24 protein-coding genes are annotated in these 24,221 nt (G+C 66.5%); 13 read left to right on the forward strand and 11 right to left on the reverse strand.

What is annotated here, in order from left to right:
• The first annotated feature begins 118 nt into the window (after positions 1-118).
• Positions 119-952 carry a prephenate dehydratase gene (locus tag LCM15_RS18940; protein WP_224859174.1) on the forward strand — a complete coding sequence of 278 codons (834 nt, stop codon included), beginning with the start codon at positions 119-121 and terminating at the stop codon, positions 950-952.
• Positions 953-973: 21 nt separating this feature from the next.
• Entirely contained in the window at positions 974-1,465 is a 492-nt protein-coding gene (locus LCM15_RS18945) for a hypothetical protein (protein ID WP_224859175.1), read from the forward strand.
• A gap of 54 nt (positions 1,466-1,519) precedes the next feature.
• Here the strand turns inward: LCM15_RS18945 and LCM15_RS18950 are convergent, their stop codons facing one another.
• From LCM15_RS18950 to LCM15_RS18960, 3 genes are read right to left on the reverse strand one after another with little or no spacing between them, the layout of a single operon-like run.
• Positions 1,520-2,251 (reverse strand): TadE/TadG family type IV pilus assembly protein, encoded by a 732-nt coding sequence (locus LCM15_RS18950; RefSeq protein WP_224859176.1) that lies wholly within the window; start codon positions 2,249-2,251, stop codon positions 1,520-1,522.
• A gap of 14 nt (positions 2,252-2,265) precedes the next feature.
• Positions 2,266-2,802, reverse strand: a complete 537-nt coding sequence (locus tag LCM15_RS18955) for a TadE/TadG family type IV pilus assembly protein (RefSeq protein ID WP_224859177.1) — start codon at positions 2,800-2,802, stop codon at positions 2,266-2,268.
• Positions 2,799-4,232, reverse strand: coding sequence for a TadE/TadG family type IV pilus assembly protein (locus tag LCM15_RS18960; RefSeq protein ID WP_224859178.1), 1,434 nt, complete (start codon positions 4,230-4,232; stop codon positions 2,799-2,801). Before LCM15_RS18960 ends, LCM15_RS18955 begins: the two co-directional genes overlap by 4 nt.
• 336 nt (positions 4,233-4,568) lie before the next feature.
• On the opposite strand from LCM15_RS18960, the gene LCM15_RS18965 reads away from it, so the two are divergent.
• The 5 genes from LCM15_RS18965 to LCM15_RS18985 all read left to right on the forward strand — a co-directional run bounded on the left by LCM15_RS18965 (position 4,569) and on the right by LCM15_RS18985 (position 10,882).
• Positions 4,569-6,005, forward strand: coding sequence for a Glu/Leu/Phe/Val family dehydrogenase (locus LCM15_RS18965; RefSeq protein WP_224859180.1), 1,437 nt, complete (start codon positions 4,569-4,571; stop codon positions 6,003-6,005).
• Between the two features lie 95 nt (positions 6,006-6,100).
• On the forward strand, positions 6,101-6,403 hold the full coding sequence (locus LCM15_RS18970) for a hypothetical protein (RefSeq protein WP_224859182.1): 303 nt from the start codon (positions 6,101-6,103) through the stop codon (positions 6,401-6,403).
• 81 nt (positions 6,404-6,484) lie between these two features.
• Positions 6,485-8,440 (forward strand): DNA primase, encoded by a 1,956-nt coding sequence (dnaG, locus tag LCM15_RS18975; RefSeq protein ID WP_224859184.1) that lies wholly within the window; start codon positions 6,485-6,487, stop codon positions 8,438-8,440.
• A 143-nt stretch (positions 8,441-8,583) separates the two neighbouring features.
• Positions 8,584-10,569 carry an RNA polymerase sigma factor RpoD gene (gene rpoD / locus LCM15_RS18980; protein WP_224859186.1) on the forward strand — a complete coding sequence of 662 codons (1,986 nt, stop codon included), beginning with the start codon at positions 8,584-8,586 and terminating at the stop codon, positions 10,567-10,569.
• Positions 10,570-10,600: 31 nt separating this feature from the next.
• Entirely contained in the window at positions 10,601-10,882 is a 282-nt protein-coding gene (locus tag LCM15_RS18985) for an HlyU family transcriptional regulator (RefSeq protein WP_224859188.1), read from the forward strand.
• Between the two features lie 241 nt (positions 10,883-11,123).
• Here LCM15_RS18985 and LCM15_RS18990 read toward each other — a convergent pair whose 3' ends face one another.
• Entirely contained in the window at positions 11,124-11,798 is a 675-nt protein-coding gene (locus LCM15_RS18990) for an SDR family oxidoreductase (protein WP_224859189.1), read from the reverse strand.
• Positions 11,799-11,926: 128 nt separating this feature from the next.
• On the opposite strand from LCM15_RS18990, the gene LCM15_RS18995 reads away from it, so the two are divergent.
• The 4 genes from LCM15_RS18995 to ribD all read left to right on the forward strand — a co-directional run bounded on the left by LCM15_RS18995 (position 11,927) and on the right by ribD (position 14,365).
• Positions 11,927-12,178: a hypothetical protein gene (locus LCM15_RS18995; RefSeq protein WP_224859191.1), complete on the forward strand. Its 252-nt coding sequence runs from the start codon at positions 11,927-11,929 to the stop codon at positions 12,176-12,178.
• Positions 12,179-12,235: 57 nt separating this feature from the next.
• A complete protein-coding gene (locus tag LCM15_RS19000) occupies positions 12,236-12,655 on the forward strand; it encodes a secondary thiamine-phosphate synthase enzyme YjbQ (RefSeq protein ID WP_224859193.1) in 420 nt (139 codons plus the stop codon).
• Between the two features lie 136 nt (positions 12,656-12,791).
• A complete protein-coding gene (gene nrdR / locus LCM15_RS19005) occupies positions 12,792-13,262 on the forward strand; it encodes a transcriptional regulator NrdR (RefSeq protein ID WP_224859195.1) in 471 nt (156 codons plus the stop codon).
• Positions 13,259-14,365 (forward strand): bifunctional diaminohydroxyphosphoribosylaminopyrimidine deaminase/5-amino-6-(5-phosphoribosylamino)uracil reductase RibD, encoded by a 1,107-nt coding sequence (ribD, locus tag LCM15_RS19010; RefSeq protein ID WP_412103304.1) that lies wholly within the window; start codon positions 13,259-13,261, stop codon positions 14,363-14,365. Before nrdR ends, ribD begins: the two co-directional genes overlap by 4 nt.
• Before the next feature lie 43 nt (positions 14,366-14,408).
• Here ribD and LCM15_RS19015 read toward each other — a convergent pair whose 3' ends face one another.
• The gene (locus LCM15_RS19015; RefSeq protein ID WP_224859197.1) at positions 14,409-14,636 is read right to left on the reverse strand and encodes a DUF1150 family protein; all 228 of its coding nucleotides are present in this window, start codon (positions 14,634-14,636) and stop codon (positions 14,409-14,411) included.
• A 4-nt stretch (positions 14,637-14,640) separates the two neighbouring features.
• Positions 14,641-15,051 carry an Hsp20 family protein gene (locus LCM15_RS19020; RefSeq protein WP_224859199.1) on the reverse strand — a complete coding sequence of 137 codons (411 nt, stop codon included), beginning with the start codon at positions 15,049-15,051 and terminating at the stop codon, positions 14,641-14,643.
• 155 nt (positions 15,052-15,206) lie between these two features.
• Between LCM15_RS19020 and LCM15_RS19025 the strand changes: the two genes are divergently transcribed.
• Positions 15,207-15,431 (forward strand): YdcH family protein, encoded by a 225-nt coding sequence (locus LCM15_RS19025; protein WP_224859200.1) that lies wholly within the window; start codon positions 15,207-15,209, stop codon positions 15,429-15,431.
• A gap of 8 nt (positions 15,432-15,439) precedes the next feature.
• Here the strand turns inward: LCM15_RS19025 and LCM15_RS19030 are convergent, their stop codons facing one another.
• The 4 genes from LCM15_RS19030 to hisS all read right to left on the reverse strand — a co-directional run bounded on the left by LCM15_RS19030 (position 15,440) and on the right by hisS (position 19,973).
• On the reverse strand, positions 15,440-16,369 hold the full coding sequence (locus LCM15_RS19030; protein WP_224859202.1) for an L-lactate dehydrogenase: 930 nt from the start codon (positions 16,367-16,369) through the stop codon (positions 15,440-15,442).
• 363 nt (positions 16,370-16,732) lie between these two features.
• Positions 16,733-17,425 (reverse strand): ATP phosphoribosyltransferase, encoded by a 693-nt coding sequence (gene hisG, locus LCM15_RS19035; protein ID WP_224859204.1) that lies wholly within the window; start codon positions 17,423-17,425, stop codon positions 16,733-16,735.
• A complete protein-coding gene (locus tag LCM15_RS19040) occupies positions 17,422-18,510 on the reverse strand; it encodes an ATP phosphoribosyltransferase regulatory subunit (RefSeq protein WP_224859206.1) in 1,089 nt (362 codons plus the stop codon). The genes hisG and LCM15_RS19040 overlap by 4 nt, the downstream gene beginning before the upstream one ends.
• On the reverse strand, positions 18,501-19,973 hold the full coding sequence (gene hisS, locus LCM15_RS19045; RefSeq protein WP_224859208.1) for a histidine--tRNA ligase: 1,473 nt from the start codon (positions 19,971-19,973) through the stop codon (positions 18,501-18,503). The genes LCM15_RS19040 and hisS overlap by 10 nt, the downstream gene beginning before the upstream one ends.
• A gap of 324 nt (positions 19,974-20,297) precedes the next feature.
• Between hisS and LCM15_RS19050 the strand changes: the two genes are divergently transcribed.
• Positions 20,298-20,504, forward strand: coding sequence for a SlyX family protein (locus LCM15_RS19050; RefSeq protein WP_224859210.1), 207 nt, complete (start codon positions 20,298-20,300; stop codon positions 20,502-20,504).
• Between the two features lie 15 nt (positions 20,505-20,519).
• Here the strand turns inward: LCM15_RS19050 and dnaE are convergent, their stop codons facing one another.
• Positions 20,520-24,044, reverse strand: coding sequence for a DNA polymerase III subunit alpha (gene dnaE / locus LCM15_RS19055; RefSeq protein ID WP_224859212.1), 3,525 nt, complete (start codon positions 24,042-24,044; stop codon positions 20,520-20,522).
• Between the last annotated feature and the right edge of the window lie 177 nt (positions 24,045-24,221).

Here is a 24,221-nt window from a genome sequence, read left to right on the forward strand (position 1 = left end):
CAAGAATGTCCTCCGGCCGGTGTCTACGGCTTCCCTTGTCGTCTGGCAAGGTATAGAACCCGCGACCAATCGCGCAAGAGGCCATTGCGCATCGAAAAAGAGAGAAATGGACGCACCCATGACCGACCGGATCGCCTTTCAGGGAGAGCTTGGCGCCTATTCGCACGAGGCCTGCCGCGATGCCCGGCCCGACATGGAGGCGCTGCCGTGCCACACCTTCGAGGAGGTGATCGACGCGGTGCAGAGCGGCCGCGCCAAGCTCGCGATGCTGCCGGTCGAAAACACCACCTATGGCCGGGTCGCCGACATCCACCGCCTGCTGCCCGCCAGCGGCCTGCGCATCGTCGACGAGGCCTTCGTGCGGGTGCATATCAGCCTGATGGCGCTGCCCGGCGTGAAGCTCGAAGAGCTGCGCAAGGTGCGGGCGCATCTGGTGCTGATCCCGCAGGCGGCGAGCTTTCTCGAGAAATACGGCATCAAGGGCGAGGCGGCGGCGGACAGCGCCGGGGCCGCGGCCGAACTGGCCGAGAGCGGCGTGCGCGACGAAGGCGTGCTGGCCTCCGACCTCGCGGCCGAGACCTACGGGCTCGAGATCCTCGCGCAGCACATCGAGGACCACGCCCACAACACCACCCGCTTCCTGATCATGGGCAAGGAGGCCGACCTGACGCGCCGCGGCACCCACGGAATGATGACCACCTTCATCTTCGAAGTGCGCAACATCCCGGCAGCGCTCTACAAGGCGATGGGCGGCTTTGCGACCAACGGCATCAACATGACCAAGCTCGAGAGCTACATGGTCAACGGCTCCTTCACCGCGACGCAGTTCTACGCCGATATCGAGGGCCATCCCGACGATCCGGCGGTGCAGCGCGCGCTGGACGAGCTTGGGTATTTCACCAACCGGCTGGAGATCCTCGGCGTCTATCCCCGCGATCCGCGGCGCGACTGACGCAGCGGGGAGGGGAGAGACATGGACGACACCCAGATCATCGCGCGGGTCAGCGCGACCCCGGCGCGCCGGGTCATCGGCGTGGGCACGCTGGCGGCGCTCGGTGTGCTGCTGCTGTGGCTGCTGGTGGCCGAACCGCCGGTCGAGATTTACTGGAAGGCGCTGCTTCTGCTGCTCGGCCTCGCGGCCCTGTGGATGGCGCAGAGGATGTGGCGCGCGACCGGGCGCGTCCTGATCCTGACCGAGACGGGCCTGAGCGATAGCTCGGGCGCGGTGCTGGCGCGGGTCGAGGAGATCGCGAAGGTCGATCGCTCGATGTTCGCCATGAAGCCCTCGAACGGTTTTCTCATCCAGCTCAAAGAGACGCAGCCGCGGGCCTGGCAGCCGGGTCTTTGGTGGCGCATGGGCAAGCGGGTTGCCGTGGGCGGCGTGACCGCCGGGCGCGACACCAAGCCTTTGGCGGATGCGCTGTCGATGCTGGTGGCGCGGCACAAGGGCGAGGCGCAGTTCTAGAACGCTGACCTGAACGCGGGCGCAGCGCGCTCGATGCGGCTGCGCCTCTCTCGGTCAGGGGTACCTGTGACCATGTCCGCGGTTGGGCTCGACGTTGTTGGAGCCATCCTCGTTGCTGCAGTCGGTCGCGTTCTCGGCGTTGTTGTTGCACAGCGAGCCGCCGGGGGCCTCCTGATCGCCGTTTCCCCAGCCGTTGTTGGCGTTCTGCGCCCGCGCAAACAGCACCTGCGGCGCATAGCGCGGATGCGTGAAGCTGTAGGTTCTGAGCTTCAGCGGATCGAGGCCCACGTTGAAGACCGGGTAATAGTCCTCGCTGGTCTCAATGAGGATCACCTGCTCGTTGTTCGCCATGGCCGGCAGGCGATCGGCGTAGGTTTGGGCCTCGTTCCGGTTGAGTTCCTCGTAATCGCCACGCGCGGCGGACCAGACCACGGAGTATCGCCGACTGTTGGCGTTGTACTCGACGACGCTGACCCGAAGATCGGCGCTGTAGCGACCGGTCAGCTCATCCGGATCGGTGAGGTTCTGGGTCAGGAGGCCGAACAGCTTGAAGCTGTTGTCGATGAACGTGTCGTCGAGTTCCTCGGTCTCGCGCGACAGCATGTCGCCGATGGCATAGTTGGCCTTCTGATTGATCGATTGCTGGCGGAACACGTCGAAATAGACCCATGCCGCCCCGAACATCACGAAGAGCACCGGCAGCATCAGCATCACCTCGAGGGTGACGTAGCCTTCGGTGTTTCGAAAAAAGGTGCCGAGACGGGCTTTGATCGTCGTCGCTGTCATGGCTCTCTCCTGCCTCACATCGGCTCGTATACGAAGGTGGCGGTCGACACGACGCCGGTGAAACCGTGCTCATCGACCTTCACGGGGGAGCCGATGCGCGACACGAGGGTGATCGGCCGGTACTTGTAGCACGCCCGCAGCAGCATGGCTTCGTGCTCCTGGCCGAACTGGAAGTTGCGCTGCGGCGTCACGTCGAGGGCCAGGTCGGTGCACTCGATGCTGGAGGGGGGATCGGTCCAGTCGCGTAGGTCGAGGCCGATCATCTCGAGATGCAGCATCGTGGCGCAATTGCCAAGGATCGTCGTCCGGTCGCAGATCATCTGCTTGAGCTGGGCGTGGGTGTAGGTGTGGCCGGTGCCAAGCCGCACGTCGCGCACCGTCAGGTCCATCGCGCGCTCGAGCTGGGTGTGGCGCAGCGTCATGGCACCGACCTCGATGGTCGACAGGCCAATGCCCAGCATCACCGGCATCCAGAGCGCGAAGGGGACGACGGCCGAGCCGTCTTCGCTCTTGATCAGGCGGCGGAGGGTGGTTGCAATGCGGCCGATCATTGCGTCAGCCTCAGCTGGTTCAGCGTCTGGGCGATGGTCGAGAAGGCCTCGGAGATCTCGACGCCTTCGACGCGGAAGAAGTGCGCGGGCGAGGAGGCGCAGCGCTCCATCACGTTGGCACCGTGGTTCGACACCTCGAAGCCGATGGTCCAGATCAGCACGCCCTGACGCTTGGCGGCGGTGCAGATGCTGCTCAGCAGGGCGTCGCCGGTCGCGGCATCGTACTTCTGGTAATAGAAACTGTCGCGGTTCCAGTAGTTCACGTAGTGGTTCAGGTAGTGCCAGAGGTTGTAGCGCGACCAGTGCTCGACCTCGTTCTCGTCGTCATAGGCCCAGTTCTGGATGCGGAACGACCGGTCGTGCTGGCCGTCGGTCATCAGCACGATGGTCTTGAGCACGTCGGTGTCGCTGTAGGCGACCGGGCGGCCCTCGAACACAGCATCGACCGTGCCGTTGGCGATCATGCCAGACGCGATTCTCTGGGTCGACGGATCGAGCAGGGCGCTGGCCCATTTCATTCCCATGAAGATCGAGGTGCCGGCGCGGGGCTGCAGCTGGCCGATCTGGGTCTTCAGCGCGTTCGCGTCCTGGCTCCATGGGCGGATCTGCTCGTAGGCATAGCGCGGGCAGATCGTGTCGCTCAGGCTGTTGCTGCCGGAGTAGTTCCACTGGAAGTGCTGCATCTGGTCGTAGGTCAGCGAGAAGTCGAGCGCGGGCGAGCTGAAGACGCTGTTCGGCATCTCGAGGCAGTACGAGTCGTCATGCCTGTAATTCACGTTGAGATAGCTCAGGATCTCGGGGCCGGCATTCACATGCTCGGAATAGGGCACCAGCGAGATCGACACGAGATCCTCGGTGCTATCGTCGAGCAGCGTGTCGACGAAGTCGGACGCGGCGGTCTGAAGCTCGGCCATCTTGTCGCCGTCATCCATCGAGCCCGATATGTCGAGCACCATCGAGACCTCGACCTTGTTGATGCGCTCCATCGCCTGCGCGTGGCCGCCGGCCTGCATGTTGTCGATGCCGATGAGCTGCATGAAGTTCGACGGCATGGTGCGGTAGCCGTCCGCGGTGACGGTGCGGTAGTTCAGCCCCTCGTCGACATCGACCGAGACCAGCGCATCGGACAGGCCCATCCTGGCCATGTAGTCTTCGACCACGCCTTGGGCATCGAGTTCGTTGTCGAGGTCGGCGGCGGCCAGCACCGCGCGGTCGAGCGTGTTCTGGATCTTGGTGCGCTGCAGTTCGGCATACATCATGTCGATGCCGATTCCGCCGAAGATCATCATCATCAGCGACAGGGCGACCGCCATGAAGGTCATGGTGCCAGACTCGGCCCGGCGAAAGCTCTCACACTGTGTGATGAAAGCGGACAGCGCGGTGCCCGTCTGCCGGAGGAACGCGCCTCCGAGAGCATGAACCTGCTCCATGTTCCCAACTCCTTCCCGCCGGAATTTCTCCGGAAGGTCCCACTCGATACGATCTTGCGATGGGGACGGGTATGCTCAGCCATCGTGGCCAAATTGGGGCCAATTTATTGGTAAACTTCTGCAAGATTTGGGCAGTGTGCGGACAGAAACCGCCGGTTTCCCGGAGTTGTTTAGGCAGAGGGGACAGTCTTCCCGGATAGCGCGAAGAAAGCGTGAATTCCTTGTCTCGAATTCATCGAAAAAAGGGTTTTGCCAAACGATTCTGGCAAACTAGAGTTAACGCCAGAAGTCGATCATGACCCGCAAAAGGGCAGGCGACCGATGGAAGGAGACACCATGTGCGCTGCACCGGCGAATGAGCCGACGTTCCGCGAGAGCGTCGATCTAATGTTCAACCGGGCCGCGGCCCTGATGGATCTCCCCCCCGGGCTCGAGGAAAAGATCAGGGTCTGCAACGCCACCTACACGGTGCGCTTCGGGGTGCGGCTGCGCGGCCAGATCCACACCTTCACCGGCTACCGCGCGGTGCATTCCGAACATATGGAGCCGGTCAAGGGCGGCATCCGCTATGCCTCGGCGGTCGATCAGGACGAGGTCGAGGCGCTGGCGGCGCTGATGACCTACAAGTGCGCGCTGGTCGAGGCGCCGTTCGGCGGCTCAAAGGGCGGGCTGTGCATCAACCCGCGCGACTATGACGAGCACGAACTCGAACGGATCACCCGGCGCTTTGCCTACGAGCTCATCAAGCGCGACCTGATCAATCCCAGCCAGAACGTGCCCGCCCCCGACATGGGCACCGGCGAGCGCGAGATGGCGTGGATGGCCGATCAGTATGCCCGCATGAACACCACCGACATCAACTCGCGGGCCTGCGTGACCGGCAAGCCGCTCAACGCGGGCGGCATCGCCGGTCGGGTCGAGGCGACGGGCCGCGGCGTGCAATACGCCCTGCGCGAGTTCTTCCGCCACCCCGAGGACGCGTCGATCGCCGGGCTTTCCGGCAAGCTCGAGGGCAAGCGGGTGGTGGTGCAGGGGCTCGGCAACGTGGGCTACCACGCCGCCAAGTTCCTCTCCGAGGAGGACGGGGCGCTGGTCGTCGGCATCATCGAGCGCGACGGCGCGCTCTATGATCCGGCCGGCCTCAATGTCGAGCGGGTGCGCGACTGGATGACACGCCATGGCGGGCTGAAGGGCTATCCCGAAGCCAGCGAACTGGTCGATGGCGCCAGCGTGATGGAAAGCGAGTGCGACATCCTGATCCCGGCGGCGCTCGAGGGGGTCATCAACCTCACCAATGTCCACAGGATCCAGGCCAAGCTGATCATTGAGGCGGCCAACGGCCCAATCACCGCCGGCGCAGACGATATCCTGCGCAACCGCGGCACGGTGATCATTCCCGATCTCTACGCCAACGCGGGCGGGGTGACAGTCAGCTATTTCGAATGGGTGAAGAACCTCAGCCACATCCGCTTTGGCCGTATGCAGCGGCGCCAGGAAGAGTCGCGCCACCAGCTCGTGGTCGACGAACTCGAGCGGCTCGATCACATGCTGGGCGACGCCTGGAGCCTGACGCCGAGCTTCAAGGAAAAGTACCTGCGCGGCGCCGACGAACTCGAGCTTGTGCGCTCGGGGCTCGATGACACCATGCGCGTCGCCTACCAGTCGATGCGCGAGGTCTGGCACGGGCGCGAGGACGTCACCGATCTGCGCACCGCCGCCTTCATCGTCGCCATCGATCGCGTGGCGAGCAGCTACCGTGCCAAGGGACTCTGAGCCGCGGTCCGTCAAAGCGTAACCCGGGCGGCGTGACAGCGCCGCCCGCCCGCGTTAAGGCTCTCGCCGTCGCATTCACAGCAGGAGCCCGCGCCATGATCCTTCGCCTGACCCTCGCCCCCACGCTTGCCCTTGGGCTTCTGGCCAGCCTTGCCGTCCCTGCGCAGGCGCAGCAGGACAAGGCCGCCGCCTGCGCGAAATCCGCCGGGGTCGTGATGCAGGCGGTCGAGGCGCGCAAGCAGCGAGCTGCGAAGTCCCAGGCCCGCGCCGTCCTGCGCGAGCAGATCGGCGACCGTAGCGCGGGCGATATGCTGGCCGACTGGATCTGGTCGCTGCCCGAAGACCAGCTCACCGACGAGGTCGGCGCGGCGTGGGAGGCGCAGTGCCTCGCGCAGTGACGCACGGGCAAGTGCTGCCTATTTGAGACAAGCTGTTCAGGCCATCTGGACTCGGCGCGCCGCTGCCCCGATATTCGCAGCATGAGTCTGCCCCCCGGTTTCCTAGACGAGCTGCGCAACCGCACGAGCCTGGTTCAGGTCGTGGGGCGCAAGGTCATGTGGGACAACCGCAAGTCCAATCAGGCCAAGGGCGACATGTGGGCGCCGTGCCCGTTCCATCAGGAAAAGTCGGCCTCGTTCCACGTCGATGACCGCAAGGGGTTCTACTACTGCTTCGGCTGCCACGCGAAGGGCGACGCGATCTCGTTCATACGCGAGAGCGAGAACGTCGAGTTCATGGAGGCGATCGAGATCCTCGCCCGCGAGGCCGGGATGCCGATGCCGGCGCGCGATCCGCAGGCCGCCAAGAAGGCCGACCGCCGCGAACAGCTGTCAGAGGTCATGGAGCAGGCGGTGCGTTTCTTCCGGATGCAGCTGCGCGCCGGCGCCGCCTCCGAGGCGCGCGCCTATCTCGACCGGCGCGGCCTCAAAGAGGATGTCCGCGACCGCTTCGAGATCGGCTTTGCGCCGGAGGGCTGGCAGAACCTCTGGGATCACCTGCGCGGGCAGGGCGTGGCCGAGGACCTGATCCTCGGGGCCGGGCTTGCCAAGGCCTCGGACCGGGGCAGGGCGCCCTACGACGTGTTCCGCAACCGCATCATGTTCCCGATCCGCGATGCCCGTGGCCGCGCCATCGCCTTCGGCGGGCGGGCCATGGACCCGAAGGACAACGCCAAGTACCTCAACTCGCCCGAGACCGAGCTGTTCGACAAGGGGCGCAACCTCTACAACCACGCGCCGGCGCGCGAGGCGGCGGGCAAGGGGCAGCCGCTGATCGTGGCCGAGGGCTACATGGACGTGATCGCGCTTTCCGAGGCGGGGTTCGGGGCGTCGGTGGCGCCTCTGGGAACGGCGGTGACCGAGACCCAGATGCAACTGCTCTGGCGCATCACCGATGAGCCCGTCGTTGCGCTCGATGGCGACAAGGCCGGTCTGCGCGCCGCCTACCGGGTGATCGACCTCGCCCTGCCGCTTTTGCAGGCGGGCAAGACGCTGCGCTTTGCGCTGATGCCCGAGGGCAAGGACCCCGACGACCTGCTGCGCGCCGAGGGCGCCGCGACGGTGAGCAAGGTGCTCGAGGGGGCCATCCCGATGGTGCAGCTGCTCTGGCGGCGCGAGATCGAGGGCAAGGTGTTCGACAGTCCCGAGCGCAAGGCGGCGCTCGATGCGCGGCTGCGCGACGTGCTGCGCCAGATCCAGGACCCGGGCCTGCGCCGGCATTACGGCGACGAGATCAAGGAGCTGCGCTTTCAGCTGTTCCGCCCGCAGCGCCCCAAGCGGGCGCCGGGCGGCGGTGGCTACACGCGTCGCGCCTGGAACGCGCCCGCGCCGCCGAGCGCGAGCGTCAAAAGCTCGCTGCTGGTTGCCGCCGGCGACACCGCCGAGAACGAACTGCGCGAGGCGGTGATCCTCGCCGTGCTGCTCTCGACGCCCGAGCTGATCGCCGAGTTCGAACAGGGTCTGGAAATGCTCAATTGCACCGACCCGGTGCGCGCCTCCCTGCGCGACGTTCTCTTGCGCCACGATGCCGACAGCGCCGCCGCACTGCGCGAGGAAGCAGAGGTCAGAATTGGGCCTGAGCCCCTTGAAAACCTGCTCGCCGCACGCCATGTCGCGGTCGTCCCCTGTTTGCGACGGCCCGGTGACATTGAACTGGCGCGGATGACCGTGGCCGAGGAGTTGTCGAAGATCACCGCGCGCTCGGGTGCCGCGGCCGAGATCGCCGAAGCCGAGGAAGACCTGGAGCATCTGGCCGACGAGGCGCTGACATGGCGTCTTGCTCAGGCCGCAAAGGCCCGTAACGAGGCGGTCCTGCGCAAGGATGACGGAGAGATGGACTACGATTTCGGGCCCAACGGGGCCCGTTTGGACAAGGACGAAAGAGACGCCTTCAAGGCGCTAACGGAACAGATTCGCTTTTCCAAGCATGGGAACTAACTGTGCGGAGAGGGAAAACTGGAGGAAAACGGGGTAAACGGGTGGCCGAATCGGTTGATTCCCCCCATGATTCGCAGCAACGAATCAATCTACCTTTTGCGACCGCCGGCCAGTCCGGCCGCCTCCCTTTGACGGAGCTCTAAATGGCAGCCAAAGACAACGACGACGCCAAGCCGGAAACTCAGGACGATGCGCACAGCCTCGACATGAGTCAGGCCGCGGTCAAAAAGATGATCGCCGAGGCGCGCGAGCGTGGCTACATCACCTATGACCAGCTCAACCAGGTCCTGCCCCCCGATCAGGTCTCGTCCGACCAGATCGAGGACGTGATGTCGATGCTCTCGGAGATGGGCATCCAGGTCACCGAGGAAGACGAGGAGGCCGAGGAAGACGGCAACAAGGGGTCGACCGAACTGGTCGATGCCTCGAAGGGGCGTGATGTCGCGCTGTCGTCGGGCGCCAACGAAAAGCTTGACCGCACCGATGACCCGGTGCGGATGTACCTGCGCGAGATGGGCTCGGTCGAGCTGCTGTCGCGCGAGGGCGAGATCGCCATTGCCAAGCGCATCGAGGCCGGTCGCAACACGATGATCCTCGGGCTTTGCGAAAGCCCGCTGACCTTCCAGGCGATCACGATCTGGCACCAGGAACTCCTCGAGGAAGAGATCCTGCTGCGCGACGTGATCGACCTCGAGACCACCTTCGGCAACCAGATGGACGAAGAGGGCGGGCTCGCGGAGCCGGTCGTCGACCCCAGCGCCGCGCCGGCCGACAAGCCGAAGAAGGACGAGCCCGAGTACGACGCCGACGGCAATCCCATCGCCCGCGACGACGATGACGACGACGAAGAGCAGGCCAACATGTCGCTCGCCGCGATGGAGGCCGCGCTCAAGCCGCGCGTGCTCGAGACGCTGGAGCACATCGCCGGCGATTACGAGCAGCTCGCCGCCATGCAGGACGCCCGTATCAGCGCCACGCTGAACGAGGACGGCTCGTTCTCCGAGGCCGACGAGGCCCAGTACCAGCAGCTGCGCTCCGAGATCGTCGAACTGGTGAACGGCCTGCACCTGCACAACAACCGTATCGAGGCGCTGATCGACCAGCTTTACGGCATCAACCGCCGCATCATGTCGATCGACTCGAGCATGGTGAAGCTTGCCGACCAGGCGCGCATCAACCGGCGCGAGTTCATCGACGAGTATCGCGGTCGCGAGCTCGACCCGAACTGGATCGAGCGTATGTCGGAGAAGCCGGGTCGCGGCTGGCAGATGCTGATCGAGCGCTTCGAGGACAAGATCGAAGAGCTGCGGTCGGACATGGCGCAGGTCGGCCAGTATGTCGGCCTCGACATCAGCGAGTTTCGTCGCATCGTCGGTCAGGTCCAGAAGGGCGAGAAAGAGGCGCGTCAGGCCAAGAAGGAAATGGTCGAGGCCAACCTGCGCCTCGTGATTTCGATCGCCAAGAAATACACCAACCGGGGGCTGCAGTTCCTCGACCTGATCCAGGAAGGCAACATCGGCCTGATGAAGGCGGTGGACAAGTTCGAGTATCGCCGCGGCTACAAGTTCTCGACCTACGCGACGTGGTGGATCCGTCAGGCGATCACCCGCTCGATCGCCGACCAGGCGCGCACCATCCGTATCCCGGTGCACATGATCGAGACGATCAACAAGCTGGTCCGCACCGGTCGCCAGATGCTGCACGAGATCGGCCGCGAGCCGACCCCGGAAGAGCTGGCAGAGAAGCTGCAGATGCCGCTCGAGAAGGTCCGCAAGGTGATGAAGATCGCCAAGGAGCCGATCTCGCTCGAGACGCCCATCGGCGACGAGGAAGATTCGCAGCTTGGCGACTTCATCGAGGACAAGAACGCGATCCTGCCGCTCGACAGCGCGATCCAGGAGAACCTCAAGGAGACCACGACGCGCGTGCTCTCCTCGCTCACACCGCGCGAGGAGCGGGTTCTGCGGATGCGCTTCGGCATCGGCATGAACACCGACCACACGCTCGAAGAGGTCGGCCAGCAGTTCTCGGTGACGCGCGAGCGGATCCGCCAGATCGAGGCCAAGGCGCTGCGCAAGCTCAAGCACCCGTCGCGGTCGCGCAAGCTGCGCAGCTTCCTCGACCAGTAAGCCCCGCGCGGGCACGAGAAGGAGAGGGCAGATGTCGCTCTTGTCACGTCTCTTCGGCGGTGGCGGCGGGTCGAAACCCGAGCCCAAAGCCGAGACCACCGAGTATCATGGGTTCCGGATCACACCGGAGCCCATGCCCGCCGATGGCCAGTACCGCATCGCGGCGCTGATCGAGGCCGAGGTGGAGGGGGAGACCAAGACCCATCACCTCGTGCGCGCCGATGTCATCCGCGACCTGGACGAGGCCAAGGAGGCCTCGCTTCGCAAGGCCAAGCAGATGATCGACGAGCAGGGCGCCCGGCTCTTCGGCTGAGCGCGCCCTGACACTTGACGCTGGGGCAGAGGCCGCGACGTCAGGCTCTTGCCCGATTATTGCACCACTTCCAAGTTCATGCCGCCGTACTCGCGGTGCTGTTCGCAGCCAGTTTGCTTCTGCTGCCAGCCTCCTGCGGCACCTGCGCTCGCGCGAGACGGCTTGATAGCCGCCGGGAAGACGGATGCAGGAACGCCCTCCCGAGGGTTCGCGAGGGCGTCTGCCTGTGCGGGCTGAGAGATCAGCCGTTCGGCATCACGAAGACTTCCTGCACATTGGCGCGCTTGTTGGCGCCAAGCGCGTAGATCACGGCCTCGGCGATGTCTTCCGGCTTGAGCTTGTCGGGCTTCGCTTCGTCGAAGAACGGCGTGTCGACCATGCCGGGCGCAATCACCGTCACGCGCGCGCCCCATTCCCGGAATTCTTCTGCAAGGTTGCCGCCGTAGCCGTGCACGAACCACTTCGTCGCGCCGTAGACGGACCCCTTGATGTGGGTGCGGCCCGCCGCCGAGCCGGTGAGCAGCAGATGGCCGCCATTCTTCTTGAAGTAGGTCGACGCCGCTTTGGCGGTCCAGAGCACGCCCATGATGTTGAGCTGCACCATGCTCTCCCACGCCTCCGGGTCGCCGGCCAGCGTGCCCGCGCCCGAGACGCCCATGCCGGCATTGGCGTAGGCGGCGTTCACGTCGCCGAAATGCGCGGCGAGCTTCTCCATCGCCTCGGTCTGCGCCTGAAGCGAGGTGGCGTCGCCGGGCAGCGCCAGCGCGTGCTCGCCCAGCTCGTCGACCAGCGCTGAAAGCTTGTCCTCGGAGCGAGCGAACAGGCCGACGTTCCAGCCCGCGGCCACTGCCTGACGCGCGGTTTCGGCGCCGATGCCCGAGCTGGCGCCGGTGATGAAGAGGGTCTTGCGGGTCATTGGAAATCTCCGTTTTGCATCTGCCCCTCAACGCCCCGAAGACGATCAGGTTGCCCCGTGTTCCAAGACAGTTGGAACCTTGCCGCGCACAGCTGCGTTAAAAAGGCAACAACGAAGGATCTTCTGCCATGACCCGCCTTTTTGTCCTGACTGCCGCCGCCACCTGTGTCTCCGTCGCCGCCTTCGCAGCGTCCGAAGCCCTGACGACCGACGAGCCCGAAGTGATCGAAATCAGGGTTTCTGCCGATGAACTCGCCGATTGCCGTGATTCGCTCCGTGAGGTCGGCCAGATGCCGGCCGTGACCGATGGCGGCATGCCGATCCTGTTTGACAACACTTCAGACCTGCCGCAGGTCACCTGTGTCGTGAGCGAGGCCTGATCATTTCGGTGGTCCGTGTGCGCGGGTCAGCAGTAGAGAGGCGCTGAGCGAGGGCGCATGACCCAGACGTCATTCTCCATACAGACGCGCGGGCAGGGCCTTTACGAGTGCACCCACCAGGTCGCGGAGTGGCTCTCGGCGCAGAAGGCTGACGGCGCACTGCTGACGCTCTTCGTTCGGCACACGTCGGCGTCCCTCCTGATCCAGGAGAACGCCGACCCCGAGGTGCAGACCGACCTGCGCAACTTCTTCCATCGGCTTGTACCGCCCTCGAGCGATCCCGCAATGGACTACCTCACTCATACCTACGAGGGGCCGGACGACATGCCGGCCCATATCAAGGCCGCGATGATGCCGGTCTCCCTCTCGGTCCCGGTCAGCAATGGCCGCATGACGCTCGGCACGTGGCAGGGAATTTACCTTTTCGAACATCGGGATGCGCCGCACCGGCGCGAAGTCGTCGCGCACCTCGCCTGAGATCCCCGGCGCGCCCCCCTCATCTAGTTGCTCAAATTATCCTCTACCCAATCTCTGGCGGCTCCCCTATAGTTGCTGTGGATAAGTGGGGCCAAACCCCATGCCGAGGCAGACACGAACGGATAGGGGGACAGGCATGCGCTGCCCGTTTTGCGGACATATCGACACGCAAGTGAAGGACTCGCGGCCAGCGGAAGAGCACGTGTCGATCCGGCGCCGTCGCTTCTGCCCGGCCTGCGGAGGCCGTTTCACCACCTATGAGCGGGTGCAGCTGCGCGATCTCGTGGTGATCAAGACCAACGGCCGGCGCGAGGATTTCGACCGCGACAAGCTCGAACGTTCGATCCGCATCGCGCTGCAGAAACGCCCCATCGAGCCCGAACGTGTGGACCAGATGATCAGCGGCATCGTGCGCCGCCTCGAGAGCCTCGGCGAGACCGACATCCCCTCCAAGCAGATCGGCGAGATCGTCATGGAGACGCTCGCCCGGATCGATACGGTCGCCTACGTGCGCTTTGCCAGCGTCTACAAGAACTTTCAGGCGGCGGACGATTTCGACAAGTTCGTCAGCGAGCTGCGCCCCGACGCCACGTCTGCCGAGAAGTGACCGACGACATCCGGCACATGGCCCACGCGCTGCGGTTGGGCCGAAGACGGATGGGCCAGTGCTGGCCCAACCCGGCGGTCGGATGTGTCATCGTCAAGGACGGGCGCATCGTCGGACGCGGCGCGACCGCGCCGGGTGGCCGGCCACACGCCGAGCCTCAGGCGCTGGCGCAGGCCGGCGACGCGGCACGCGGCGCCACCGCCTATGTCACGCTCGAACCCTGCGCGCATCACGGCAAGACGCCGCCCTGCGCCGAGGCGCTGGTGAAGGCGGGCGTGGCGCGGGTCGTTGCACCGCTCGCGGACAATGATCCGCGGGTCTCGGGGAAGGGGTTCGCCCATCTGCGCAAGCATGGCATCGAGGTGACCACCGGGGTTCTGTCGGAAGAGGCGGCGCGCGATCACGCCGGGTTCTTCCTGCGCAACGACGAAGGCCGTCCGCTGGTGACGCTCAAGCTCGCCAACAGTTTCGACGGCCGCATCGCCACCGCCACGGGAGAGAGCCAGTGGATCACCGGCCCCGAGGCGCGGCGCTACGTGCACGGCCTGCGGGCCAGCCATGACGCGGTGATGGTGGGCGCAGGGACGGCGCGGTCCGACGATCCGGCGCTGACCGTGCGCGGCTGGGGCGAGGTGCAGCAGCCGGTGCGGGTGATCGTCTCGCGGCTGATCGACGTGCCGCTGATGAGCGCCTTGGCCAGCTCCGCCCGCGAAGTGCCGGTCTGGCTGGCGCATGGCTCGGAGGCCGCCGCCATGACGCGGCGGGCCTGGCAGAGCTGTGGTGCGAAGCTGTTGCCGTGCAAGGTCACCGGCGGGCGCATCGATCCCCACGCGCTGCTCGCGGCACTGGGCAAGGAAGGCCTCACGCGGGTGTTCTGCGAGGGCGGGGGGCAACTCGCCGCGTCGCTTCTCGCAGCCGATCTGGTCGACGAACTGGTGGGCTTCACCGCCGGCATCGCCGTCGGCGCCGAGGGGCGTCCGGGGATCGGCGCCATGGGCGTCGACCGTCTGTCCGAGGCCCCGCGGTTCAGGCTGGAGGAGGTCCGGGCGGTCGGCGGAGACGTTCTGCACCGCTGGCGCCGCAGCGGGGCCGCATCGATCTGACCGGCCCCGGCGTCGGCGGGGGCATCGCCCCGCCGCGTGTCACTCAGTGCACCGTCACCGGCGCGAAGTCGTTCTGCCGTGCGAGCATGAAAGCCTGCTTGCGGTCCTTGACCAGCGCGAGGCGCTCGCCTTCGGCGTTGTGCACCGCGTAGAGCGTCTTGAGCCCGCCGAGCTGGCCCTGGATCTCTTCGGGGAGGTCTCCGGCGGCGACGGCGCGCACGTAGACGATGCGCTCTTCGCCCGGTGTCTGGAAGTCGTACTTGGTATTCATCGGATTACCCCTTTCTGATCGAGATCGTCTGCACCACCGTCTCGGGACGAGAGATGGTCAGATCCACGTGAAGCAAGCCATTCTCCATGACAGCCTCGCCCACTTCCACGCCATCGGCCAAGACGAAACTGCGCTGGAACTGCCGGGAGGCGATGCCGCGATGCAGGAAGATGCGTTCGCTGCCGTCGTCGCCCTGCCGTCCCCGGATCACCAGTTGGCGATCCTCGACGGTGATGGACAGGTCGTTCTCCGAGAACCCGGCCACCGCGAGCGTGATCCGGTAGGAGCGTTCCGAGGTCTGTTCGATGTTGAAGGGCGGATAGCCCTCGCTCGATTTCGCCGTGCGTTCCAGCAGGCGCTCGAGTTGCTCGAAGCCGAGCATGTGCGGGTAGGAACCCAAAGTCATCTTGCTCATGACATGTCCTTTGCAGAAAGCGACCGTCCGCCGGGCCCCGCGTTCGGCAACCCGACTGAATTCAATATGGGAAGCCGCCGGAATAACCGCAAGGGCTTTGCCAGAGCGATCGGACTTGCTATCTAAGGGGTCTGTAGCGCAAGGAGTTTGCCCGCATGGAGACGCCGCAAGATATCTCGATGAAGACCGAGGAAGTGCTGCGCGTCGAGCTGGAGGTTTTCAAGCGCGAACACCGCGATCTCGACGAAGCGATTGCGGCCCTTCAGGGCCGGGGCATGGGCGACCAGCTGACGCTTCAGCGCCTGAAGAAGAAAAAGCTCTTCCTGAAAGATAAGATTGCCCTCATCGAGGATCGCCTGACCCCCGACATCATCGCCTGAGGGCGGGGTCACGTCAGGCTGAGCGCCGTTTCTTTCAGCATCTCCGCCGAGCGGCGCAGCGCGCTGGCCTCGTCCTCGGCCAGTTCCGGCAGCAGCGTGGTCATCACGCCGCCGCGCCCGACCACGCGGGGCAGGCTCAGCGCCACGTCGGTCACCCCCTCGACCTCGGGTGTCACGATCGAGACCGACAGCACGCTGCGCTGGTCGTCGCGCACCGCCTGCACGATCCGCGCCAGACCTGCGCCGATGCCGTACCAAGTGGCGCCCTTGCCCTCGATGATGCGATAGGCGGCGCGGCGCACGCCGGCGTCGATGCGCTCGCGCACCGACTGGGTGATGGCCGCGCCCACCTGGACGCCGAAGCGCGCCACCGGCTCGGACCCCGCCCGCGCCGACGCCCAGGCCAGCACCTCCGAGTCGCCATGTTCGCCCAGCACGTAGGCATGAACCGATTGCGCCGCCACGCCGAGGTGATCGCCAAGCAGGGTGCGGAAACGCGCGGTGTCGAGGATGGTGCCCGAGCCGATCACCTTCTCGCACGGCAGGCCCGAGAGGCGCATTGCCACCTCGGTCATCACGTCGACCGGATTGGAGGCGACGAGCAGCATCGTCTCGGGGGCCGCTTTCTGCACGCCCTCGATGACCTGCGCGAAGACCTCGGCATTGCGCGACAGAAGGCTGATGCGGTCCTCGCCCGGCTTCTGGGCGACGCCGGCGGCGAGGATCACCAGATCGGCCCCCTCGAGCGCGTCGTAGTCGCCCGCCGAGACCCGGCAGGGATGGGCGAAGGGCACGGCATGGGCGATATCCTCGGCCTGCGCGACGGCGAGCGCCCTGTTGTGGTCGACAAGGACGATCTCGCTCGCGCCGCCACGAAGGGCCAGCGCATAGCCCGCCGCCGAGCCCACCATGCCCGCGCCCACGATCCCGATCTTCATGGCGATTCTCCTCAGTGCTGCCGGGAGAAGGGTTGCACGCTAAGCGCGAGGGGAACAGTGGCGGAGGGCGTGCGCGGGCCTGAGGGTCCGGGAACGCTCAGAGATGTGGCGCGCTCGCGCAGCCGGTGAGCCTATCGCTGGCTGCGGGGGATCAAGCCGGAACGGCGCCGGGCGACTGCAGGCCCGAGCGTTTGGGCTGCGATCCGGTTGGCTGGGATGCTCGGCTCCAAGATCTTTGGGACGCATCAGGGAGCAACCAGGCGCGCCTGCCGACACATGGCCTCTGCAGCGCGGCAAGGCCGCGATGTCCGCCTCGCCCTGCAGCGCCCGAGACTGAGACCGCCGGGAAACCCGGCGCCCCTCTCAGACGTCGAGCTTTGCCATGAGGGTGCGCAGCACCGCGCGGTCGGCCTCGTCGAGCTTCGCGGTGCGGCTGCGGAACAGCGTCGCCTGGCTGCGCAGCACCGGCTCCTCGTCGATCACCTTGAGGTGGTTGGCCCGCAGCGTGTCTCCGGTCGAGGTGATGTCTGCGACGGCCTCGGCGGTGAGGTTCTTCACCGTGCCCTCGGTGGCGCCCTGCGAATCCACCAGCTGGTAATCCGCCACGCCGCCACGGCGCAGATACTCGCGCACCAGCCGGTGATACTTGGTGGCGATCCGCATCCGGAAGCCGTGCTCGGCCCGGAACGCCGCCGCCGCCGCATCAAGGTCGTCGAGCGTGTCGACATCGACCCAGCAGGCCGGAACCGCGACGATGAGGTCGGCCTGTCCGAAGCCCAGCTCGGCCAGCGGCTCGACCTTCTGGTCCCACTGCACCAGCTTCTCGCGGATCAGATCGGTGCCGGTCACGCCAAGATGGATGCGCCCGGCGGCCAGCTCGCGCGGGATCTCTCCCGCCGAAAGCAGCACCAGGTCGACGCCCTCGACCCCGTCCACGGCCCCGGCATATTCGCGTTCGTTGCCGGTGCGGGCCAGGCCCACGCCGCGGGCGCCGAACCAGTCGAAGGTCTTCTCCATCAGGCGGCCCTTCGAGGGCACCCCAAGCTTCACACTCATGCCCGCTCTCCCGTCTGCAGAAGCAGCCCCGGGCGGATCACCCCGCCCACCGCCGGGGCGGCGCGGCCATTGCCCAGCCGCTCGGTCAGCGCGTCGTAGCGCCCCCCGGTGGCCACCGGGGGCAGATCGGGCCGCGTGGTGGGGACGAAGCCGAAGACGAAGCCGTCGTAATACTCCATTGAACTGCGCCCGTAGCTCGCCTCGAATTCCAGCGTGGCCACGTCGACGCCACGCGCGGCCAGCGCCTCGCAGCGGCGCTCGAAGCGCTCCACGGCCGGCAGCAGCGCCGGCATGTCGACGGCGATGTCGTGCAGCTGCTCGAGCGCGAAGGAGCAGGTCTCGCGCACTGCAAGCAACGTGTCGATCAGCGCCACCTGGCTCTCGCAGAGCGGGCCTTCGGCGGCGTCCTCGCGCAGCGAGACGATGCGTGCGGCCACCTCAGCCTCGGAGCGCAGGCCGATCGCCGGGGCCGCGGTGTCCATCGGGTTCTCTGCCGCCAGCAGAGCCTTGCGCGAGGCCGGCACCGGGCTGCGGCCGGAGTAGCGGTCGAGCAGGGCGCGGAAGCGGCGCGGGCGCCAGATGTGGCGCATCAGCGCGGCACGGCGGCGCTCGGAGGTCTCGAGCCCCGCGACGGCGGCGGTCAGGATGCCGATATCGCCGGTCACCGCGCGCAGCCGGTAGGGCGCGAGCGTCTCTGCGAACAGCGCGAAGACCTCGGCATCGGCCTGCGCGGAATCGTCATCGGCGAAGAGCTCGAAGCCGACCTGGAAATACTCCGGCGCGCGTTCGGGATGCTCTTCCTGGCGGCGGAAGACCTCGCCGGCATAGGTGTAGCGCGACGGCGCGGCGCCGGTCTCCATGTGCATCTGCACCACCGGCACGGTGAAGTCGGGTCGCAGCATGACCTCGCCGCGGGCGGGATCGTGGGTCACGTAGGTCCGCGCCCGGATGTCCTCGCCATAGAGGTCGAGCAGGGTCTCCGCCGGCTGCAGGATGGCGCAGTCCACATTCTCGGCGCCGGCCTCGAGAAAGCGCGCCCGCAGGCGGACGGCTTCGGCGCGCTCCTGCGCTGTGGTCACGCCCATTGGTTCAGGATCTCTCTCACCTTGGCGACCAGATCGCCGCGCGCCACCTCGTATTGCGAGGGGCGCTCCTTCCATTCCTCGAGACTGGCGCTCTCGGCCAGTTTGGCGCCGAGGATCAGGTCCTTGATCTGCAGCACGCCACGCTCTTTCTCGTCGCCGCCCTCGATGATCGCGACCGGCGAGCTGCGCTTGTCGGCATACTTGAGCTGGTTGCCGAAATTCTTCGGATTGCCGAGATAGACCTCGGCGCGGATGCCCGCGTTGCGCAGCTCGGCCACCATGGCCTGGTAATCGGCCATGCGGTCGCGATCCATCACCGTCACCACGACGGGGCCCTGAACGGTGCCGCCGATGCGGCCCTTCTCGCGCAAAGCCGCGAGCAGCCGGTCGACGCCGATGGAGACGCCGGTTGCGGGCACCGCCTGACCGGTGAAGCGCTTGACGAGGTCGTCATAGCGCCCGCCGCCCGCCACCGAGCCGAACTGGCGCTTGCGGCCCTTCTCGTCGAAGATCTCGAAGGTCAGCGCTGCCTCGAAGACCGGGCCGGTGTAATAGCCGAGCCCGCGCACCACGCTGGGGTCGATCTCGATGCGGTCGGGGCCGTAGCCCTGCGACGCCAGCAACGCGCCGATCTCCTCGAGCTCGGATACGCCCTCGGCGCCGATCTCGGAGCTGCCGACCGCGGCGCGCAGGTTGGCCACCGTGGCGGCGGTGTCGCTGCCCTTGGAGGTCAGGAAGGCGACCACCGGCTCCGCCTGCGCCTCGCTCAGGCCCACGCCGTCGATATAGGCGCCCGAGGCGTCGAGCCGGCCCTTGCCGAGCAGCTCGCGCACGCCGGCCTCGCCGACCTTGTCGAACTTGTCGATGGTGCGCAGCACCGCGTCGCGCTGCGCGTCGTCATCGAGGCCCATGGTCTCGAGCACGCCGTTGAGAACCTTGCGGTTGTTGACCCGCACCAGGTAGTCGCCGCGGGGAATGCCAACCACTTCCAGCGTGTCGGCCAGCATGGCGCAGATCTCGGCATCCGCGGCGACGCTTGCGGCGCCCACGGTGTCGGCGTCGCACTGGTAGAACTGGCGGAAGCGGCCGGGGCCGGGCTTCTCGTTGCGCCAGACCGGGCCCATGGCGTAGCGGCGATAGGGCAGGGGCAGGTCGTTGCGGTGCTGGGCATAGACCCGCGCCAGCGGCGCCGTCAGGTCGTAGCGCAGCGCCATCCAGCTTTCGTCCTCGTCCTGCCAGGCGAACACGCCCTCGTTAGGGCGGTCGACGTCGGGGAGGAACTTGCCGAGCGCCTCGACGGTCTCCACCGCGCTCGATTCCAGCGCGTCGAAGCCGTAGCGATGATACACCCCGGCGATGGCCTCGAGCATCTCGGCGCGCTCGGTCACTTCGGGACCGAAATAGTCGCGGAAGCCCTTCGGCGTCTGTGCCTTGGGGCGGGGGGCTTTTTTCACTTTGGCCATGGCGGGCTCCGGGCTCGTCCAGATTGCGCGCCCCCCTTAGCCGCTTGCGCGTGCGGGGGCAAGCGACCGGCGCGGCACAGCGGCCCGGCGTCGCATCCTATGGCTTGTGCCGGATGCCTCCGGCGGGGATATTTAAAGCCAGAAGAAGACAGGGGAGCAGCGCTCTCCACCCGCCCTGGTTTCTTCTGGCCAAAAATATCCCGGGGGGAGGCCGTCAGGCCGGGGGGCAGCGCCCCCCTCCTCCCTTTCCAAGCCGCGCAGCGCGGCCTATGTGGCGCTTCAAATGCGGCGCGCCCTATGTGGCGCGACAGAAGGAGCCGAGACATGCCAAGCGACACCGACAGCCTGCAGGAACGCATCGCCTATCTCGAGCGGGCGGTGGACGATCTGTCCGACACCGTGGCGCGGCAGGACCGCGACATCGCGCTGCTCACCCGGCGCGTGGCGCTGCTGCTCGAGCGCGAGGCCTCGCGGCAGGACGAGGGCGCGGGTGCCGTGGTGGTGGGCGACGAGCGTCCGCCGCATTACTGAGGCGCGGCACCCGGCTCAGAAATCCTCCACCGCCATCACCCCGTCGAGCGATTTCACCGCTCCCTTGATCTCGGGGGTGACGGGGAATTCTTGCCTGAGATCCATCTCGACCTCGCCCGGCAGGCCGGAGCCCGCGAAGCACAGCCGCACCGGGCCGCGGCCGGCGCGGGGCATCTGCTCGGCGGCGCGGCCCAGAACCGAGGCGACCTGCGCCACCGTGTCCGGGTTCTCGATGTAGATCTTCATCCCCGCGGCCCCGGCATCGGCGACCACCTGCTCGACCGGGCCGAAGGAGCGCGCCAGCAGCTTGAGCTGATCGGATTCCATCGTCGCCTCGACGGTGACCACGACCTTGGTGCCGGTCTCCAGCAGGTCGCGCGCCTTTTCCAGCGTGTCCGAGAAGATCGTCACCTCGTAGGCGCCGCTCGGGTCCGAGAGCTGGGCGAAGGCGAAGCGGTTGCCCTTGGCCGACTTGCGCTCCTGCCGACCGGCCACCACGCCGCCCATCTTGGCGATGCAGGCGCCGCCGCGGGCCTTGTCCTCGACCTCGTCGAGCGTCAGTACGTCGCGCCGTTTGAGCGCCGGCATGTAATCGTCGAGCGGGTGGCCCGAGAGGTAGAAGCCGATCGCCTTGAACTCCTCCGAGAGCCGCTCGGCGGGCAGCCAGTCGGGCGCCGGCGACAGCCGTGGCTCGGGCAGGTCGTCGCCCGCCTCGCCGAAGAGCGAGACCTGCGCCGAGGCCTTCTGCTCGTGGATCGCGGCGGAATAGGCCACCAGCGCGTCGAGCGATTCGAAGATCCGGCGGCGGTTGCGGTCGAGCTGGTCGAAACAGCCGGCCCGCGCCATCATCTCGAGCGGTCGCTTGCCGACGCGCTTGAGATCGACCCGGCGGGCGAAATCGTAGACGTTGACGAAGGGCTTGTCGGGGCTTTTGGGGTCCTCGGGCACAGAGCGGCGCCCCTCGACCACCAGCCGCATCGCATCGAGGCCGACGTTCTTCAGCGCGCCGAGCGCGTAGACCAGCTTGCCGTCGACCACGTCGAAGCTTGCCTGCGAGCGGTTCACGCAGGGCGGGATGTAGTCGAGCTTCAGGCCCTTCTTGGTCTCGTAGAAATAGACCGCGAGCTTCTCGGTGAGATGGATATCGCAGTTCATCACGCCGGCCATGAACTCGACCGGGTGGTTCGCCTTGAGCCAGGCGGTCTGGTAGCTCACCACCGCGTAGGCGGCGGCGTGGGACTTGTTGAAGCCGTAGTTGGCGAATTTCTCGAGCAGGTCGAAGACCTCGGTGGCCTTCCGCTTCTCGACACCGTTCTTGGCAGCGCCGGACTCGAATTTCGGGCGCTCGGCGTCCATCGCCTCCTTGATCTTCTTGCCCATGGCGCGGCGCAGCAGGTCGGCGCCGCCGAGCGAGTAGCCCGCCATCTCCTGGGCGATCTGCATCACCTGTTCCTGGTAGACGATGATGCCCTGCGTCTCGGCGAGGATGTGGTCGATCGAGGGATGCACCGAGGTGATCTCGCGCTGGCCGTTCTTGACCTCGCAATAGACCGGGATGTTCTCCATCGGGCCGGGGCGATAGAGCGCCACGAGCGCCACGATGTCCTCGATGCAGGTCGGCTTCATGCGCTTGAGCGCGTCCATCATGCCGGTGGATTCCACCTGGAACACGGCGACGGTCTTGGCCGAGGCGTAGAGCTTGTAGGTCTTGTCGTCATCCAGCGGGATGAGGTTCATCTGGTTCTCGCCGCCCTCGGCCGGCTCGTAGAGCTGGGTGCCGTCAGCGGCGACATGGATCGGGCGGCCGGACTTGAGGATCAGGTCCACCGCGTTCTGGATCACCGTCAGCGTCTTCAGGCCGAGGAAGTCGAACTTCACCAGACCGGCCTGTTCGACCCATTTCATGTTGAACTGGGTCGCCGGCATGTCCGAGCGCGGATCTTGGTAGAGCGGCACCAGCTCGTCGGTGGGGCGGTCGGCGATCACCACGCCGGCGGCGTGGGTGCCGGCGGAGCGCAGCAGGCCCTCGACCTGCATCCCGTATTTCAGCAGCCGGTCGACGACCTCTTCGCGCTCGGCCTCCTCGCGCAGGCGCGGCTCGTCCTGCAGCGCCTTCTCGATCGACACGGGCTTCACGCCTTCGACGGGGATCATCTTCGACAGCCGGTCGACCTGCCCGTAGGGCATCTGCAGCACCCGGCCCATGTCGCGGACCGCGGCCTTGGAAAGCAGCGCGCCGAAGGTGATGATCTGCCCCACCTTGTCGCGGCCGTATTTCTCCTGAACGTAGCGGATCACCTCTTCGCGGCGATCCATGCAGAAGTCGATGTCGAAGTCAGGCATCGAGACCCGTTCGGGGTTGAGGAAGCGCTCGAACAGCAGCGAGTAGCGCAGCGGGTCGAGGTCGGTGATGGTCAGCGCGTAGGCCACCAGAGAGCCCGCGCCCGAGCCCCGACCGGGGCCGACGGGAATGTCGTGATCCTTGGCCCACTTGATGAAGTCGGCAACGATCAGGAAGTAGCCCGGAAAGCCCATGCCCTCGATGATGCCAAGCTCGAAATCCAGCCGTTCCTGGTATTTCTCCACCGTCACCGCGTGCGGGATCACCGACAGGCGCTTCTGCAGGCCCTCGTTGGCCTGACGGCGCAGTTCGACCACCTCGTCATCGGCGAATTTCGGCAGGATCGGGTCGCGGCGATAGGCCATGAAGGCGCAGCGCTTGGCGATCTCGACGGTGTTCTCCAGCGCCTCGGGCAGGTCGGCGAAGAGCGTCGCCATCTCCTGAGGGGTCTTGAGGTAGTGCTGCGGCGTCAGCCGCCGGCGTGGCTCCTGCTGGTCGACATAGGCGCCCTCGGCGATGCAGATCATCGCGTCATGCGCCTCGTACATGTTCTCCTTGGGGAAATACACGTCGTTGGTCGCCACCAGCGGCAGGCCCATCTCGTAGGCCATCTCGACGTGACCGCGCTCGGTCAGGCGCTCGGCCTCCGGCAGGCCGTCTTCGCCCGGGTGGCGCTGAAGCTCGACATAGAGCCGGTCCTGATAGATCTGGTGCAGCCGGGTGAGCAGGGTCTGCGCCGCGGCGCGGTGGTTTTCGCGCAGAAGCCGGCCGACCGGGCCATCGGGACCGCCGGAGAGACAGATCACCCCCTCGCCGTATTCCTCGAGCTCGTCCAGCAGCACATGCGCCAGCTCGCCGTCGCGCCGCAGGTAGAGGCACGAGTTGAGCTTCATCAGGTTCTCGTAGCCGCGCTCGTTCTGGGCCAGCAGCACCACCGGCGCCGGCGGCTTCGGGCGCTCGCCGGGCGTCGGCTGCACGTAGCGCAGATCCACCTGGCAGCCGACGATCGGCTGCACGCCGGCGCCGCTCGCGGTCACCGAGAACTCGAGCGCCGCAAACAGGTTGTTGGTGTCTGTCACCGCCACGGCGGGCATCTCCATGGCCTCGCAGAGGCCGGGCAGCTTCTTCAGGCGGATGGCGCCTTCGAGCAGGGAGTATTCGGTGTGAACGCGGAGGTGAATGAATCGGGGATCTGCCATGCGCCCGACATTATGGCGCGGCCGCGTCCGGCGAAAGACCCGACTCACGCCACGGTTTTTCTCCGCCGAGCGCCCGGGCCGCCGCCTGCAGAGGTCCGTTTCGAACGGAATCCGCGTCAATCACCACATTTCGATGGCAAGTTTGCCCAAATTTCCCCTCAGTTTCTCGTGAATTTA

The sequence above is a fragment of the Salipiger bermudensis genome (assembly GCF_020171625.1).
Lineage (GTDB): Bacteria > Pseudomonadota > Alphaproteobacteria > Rhodobacterales > Rhodobacteraceae > Salipiger > Salipiger bermudensis_B.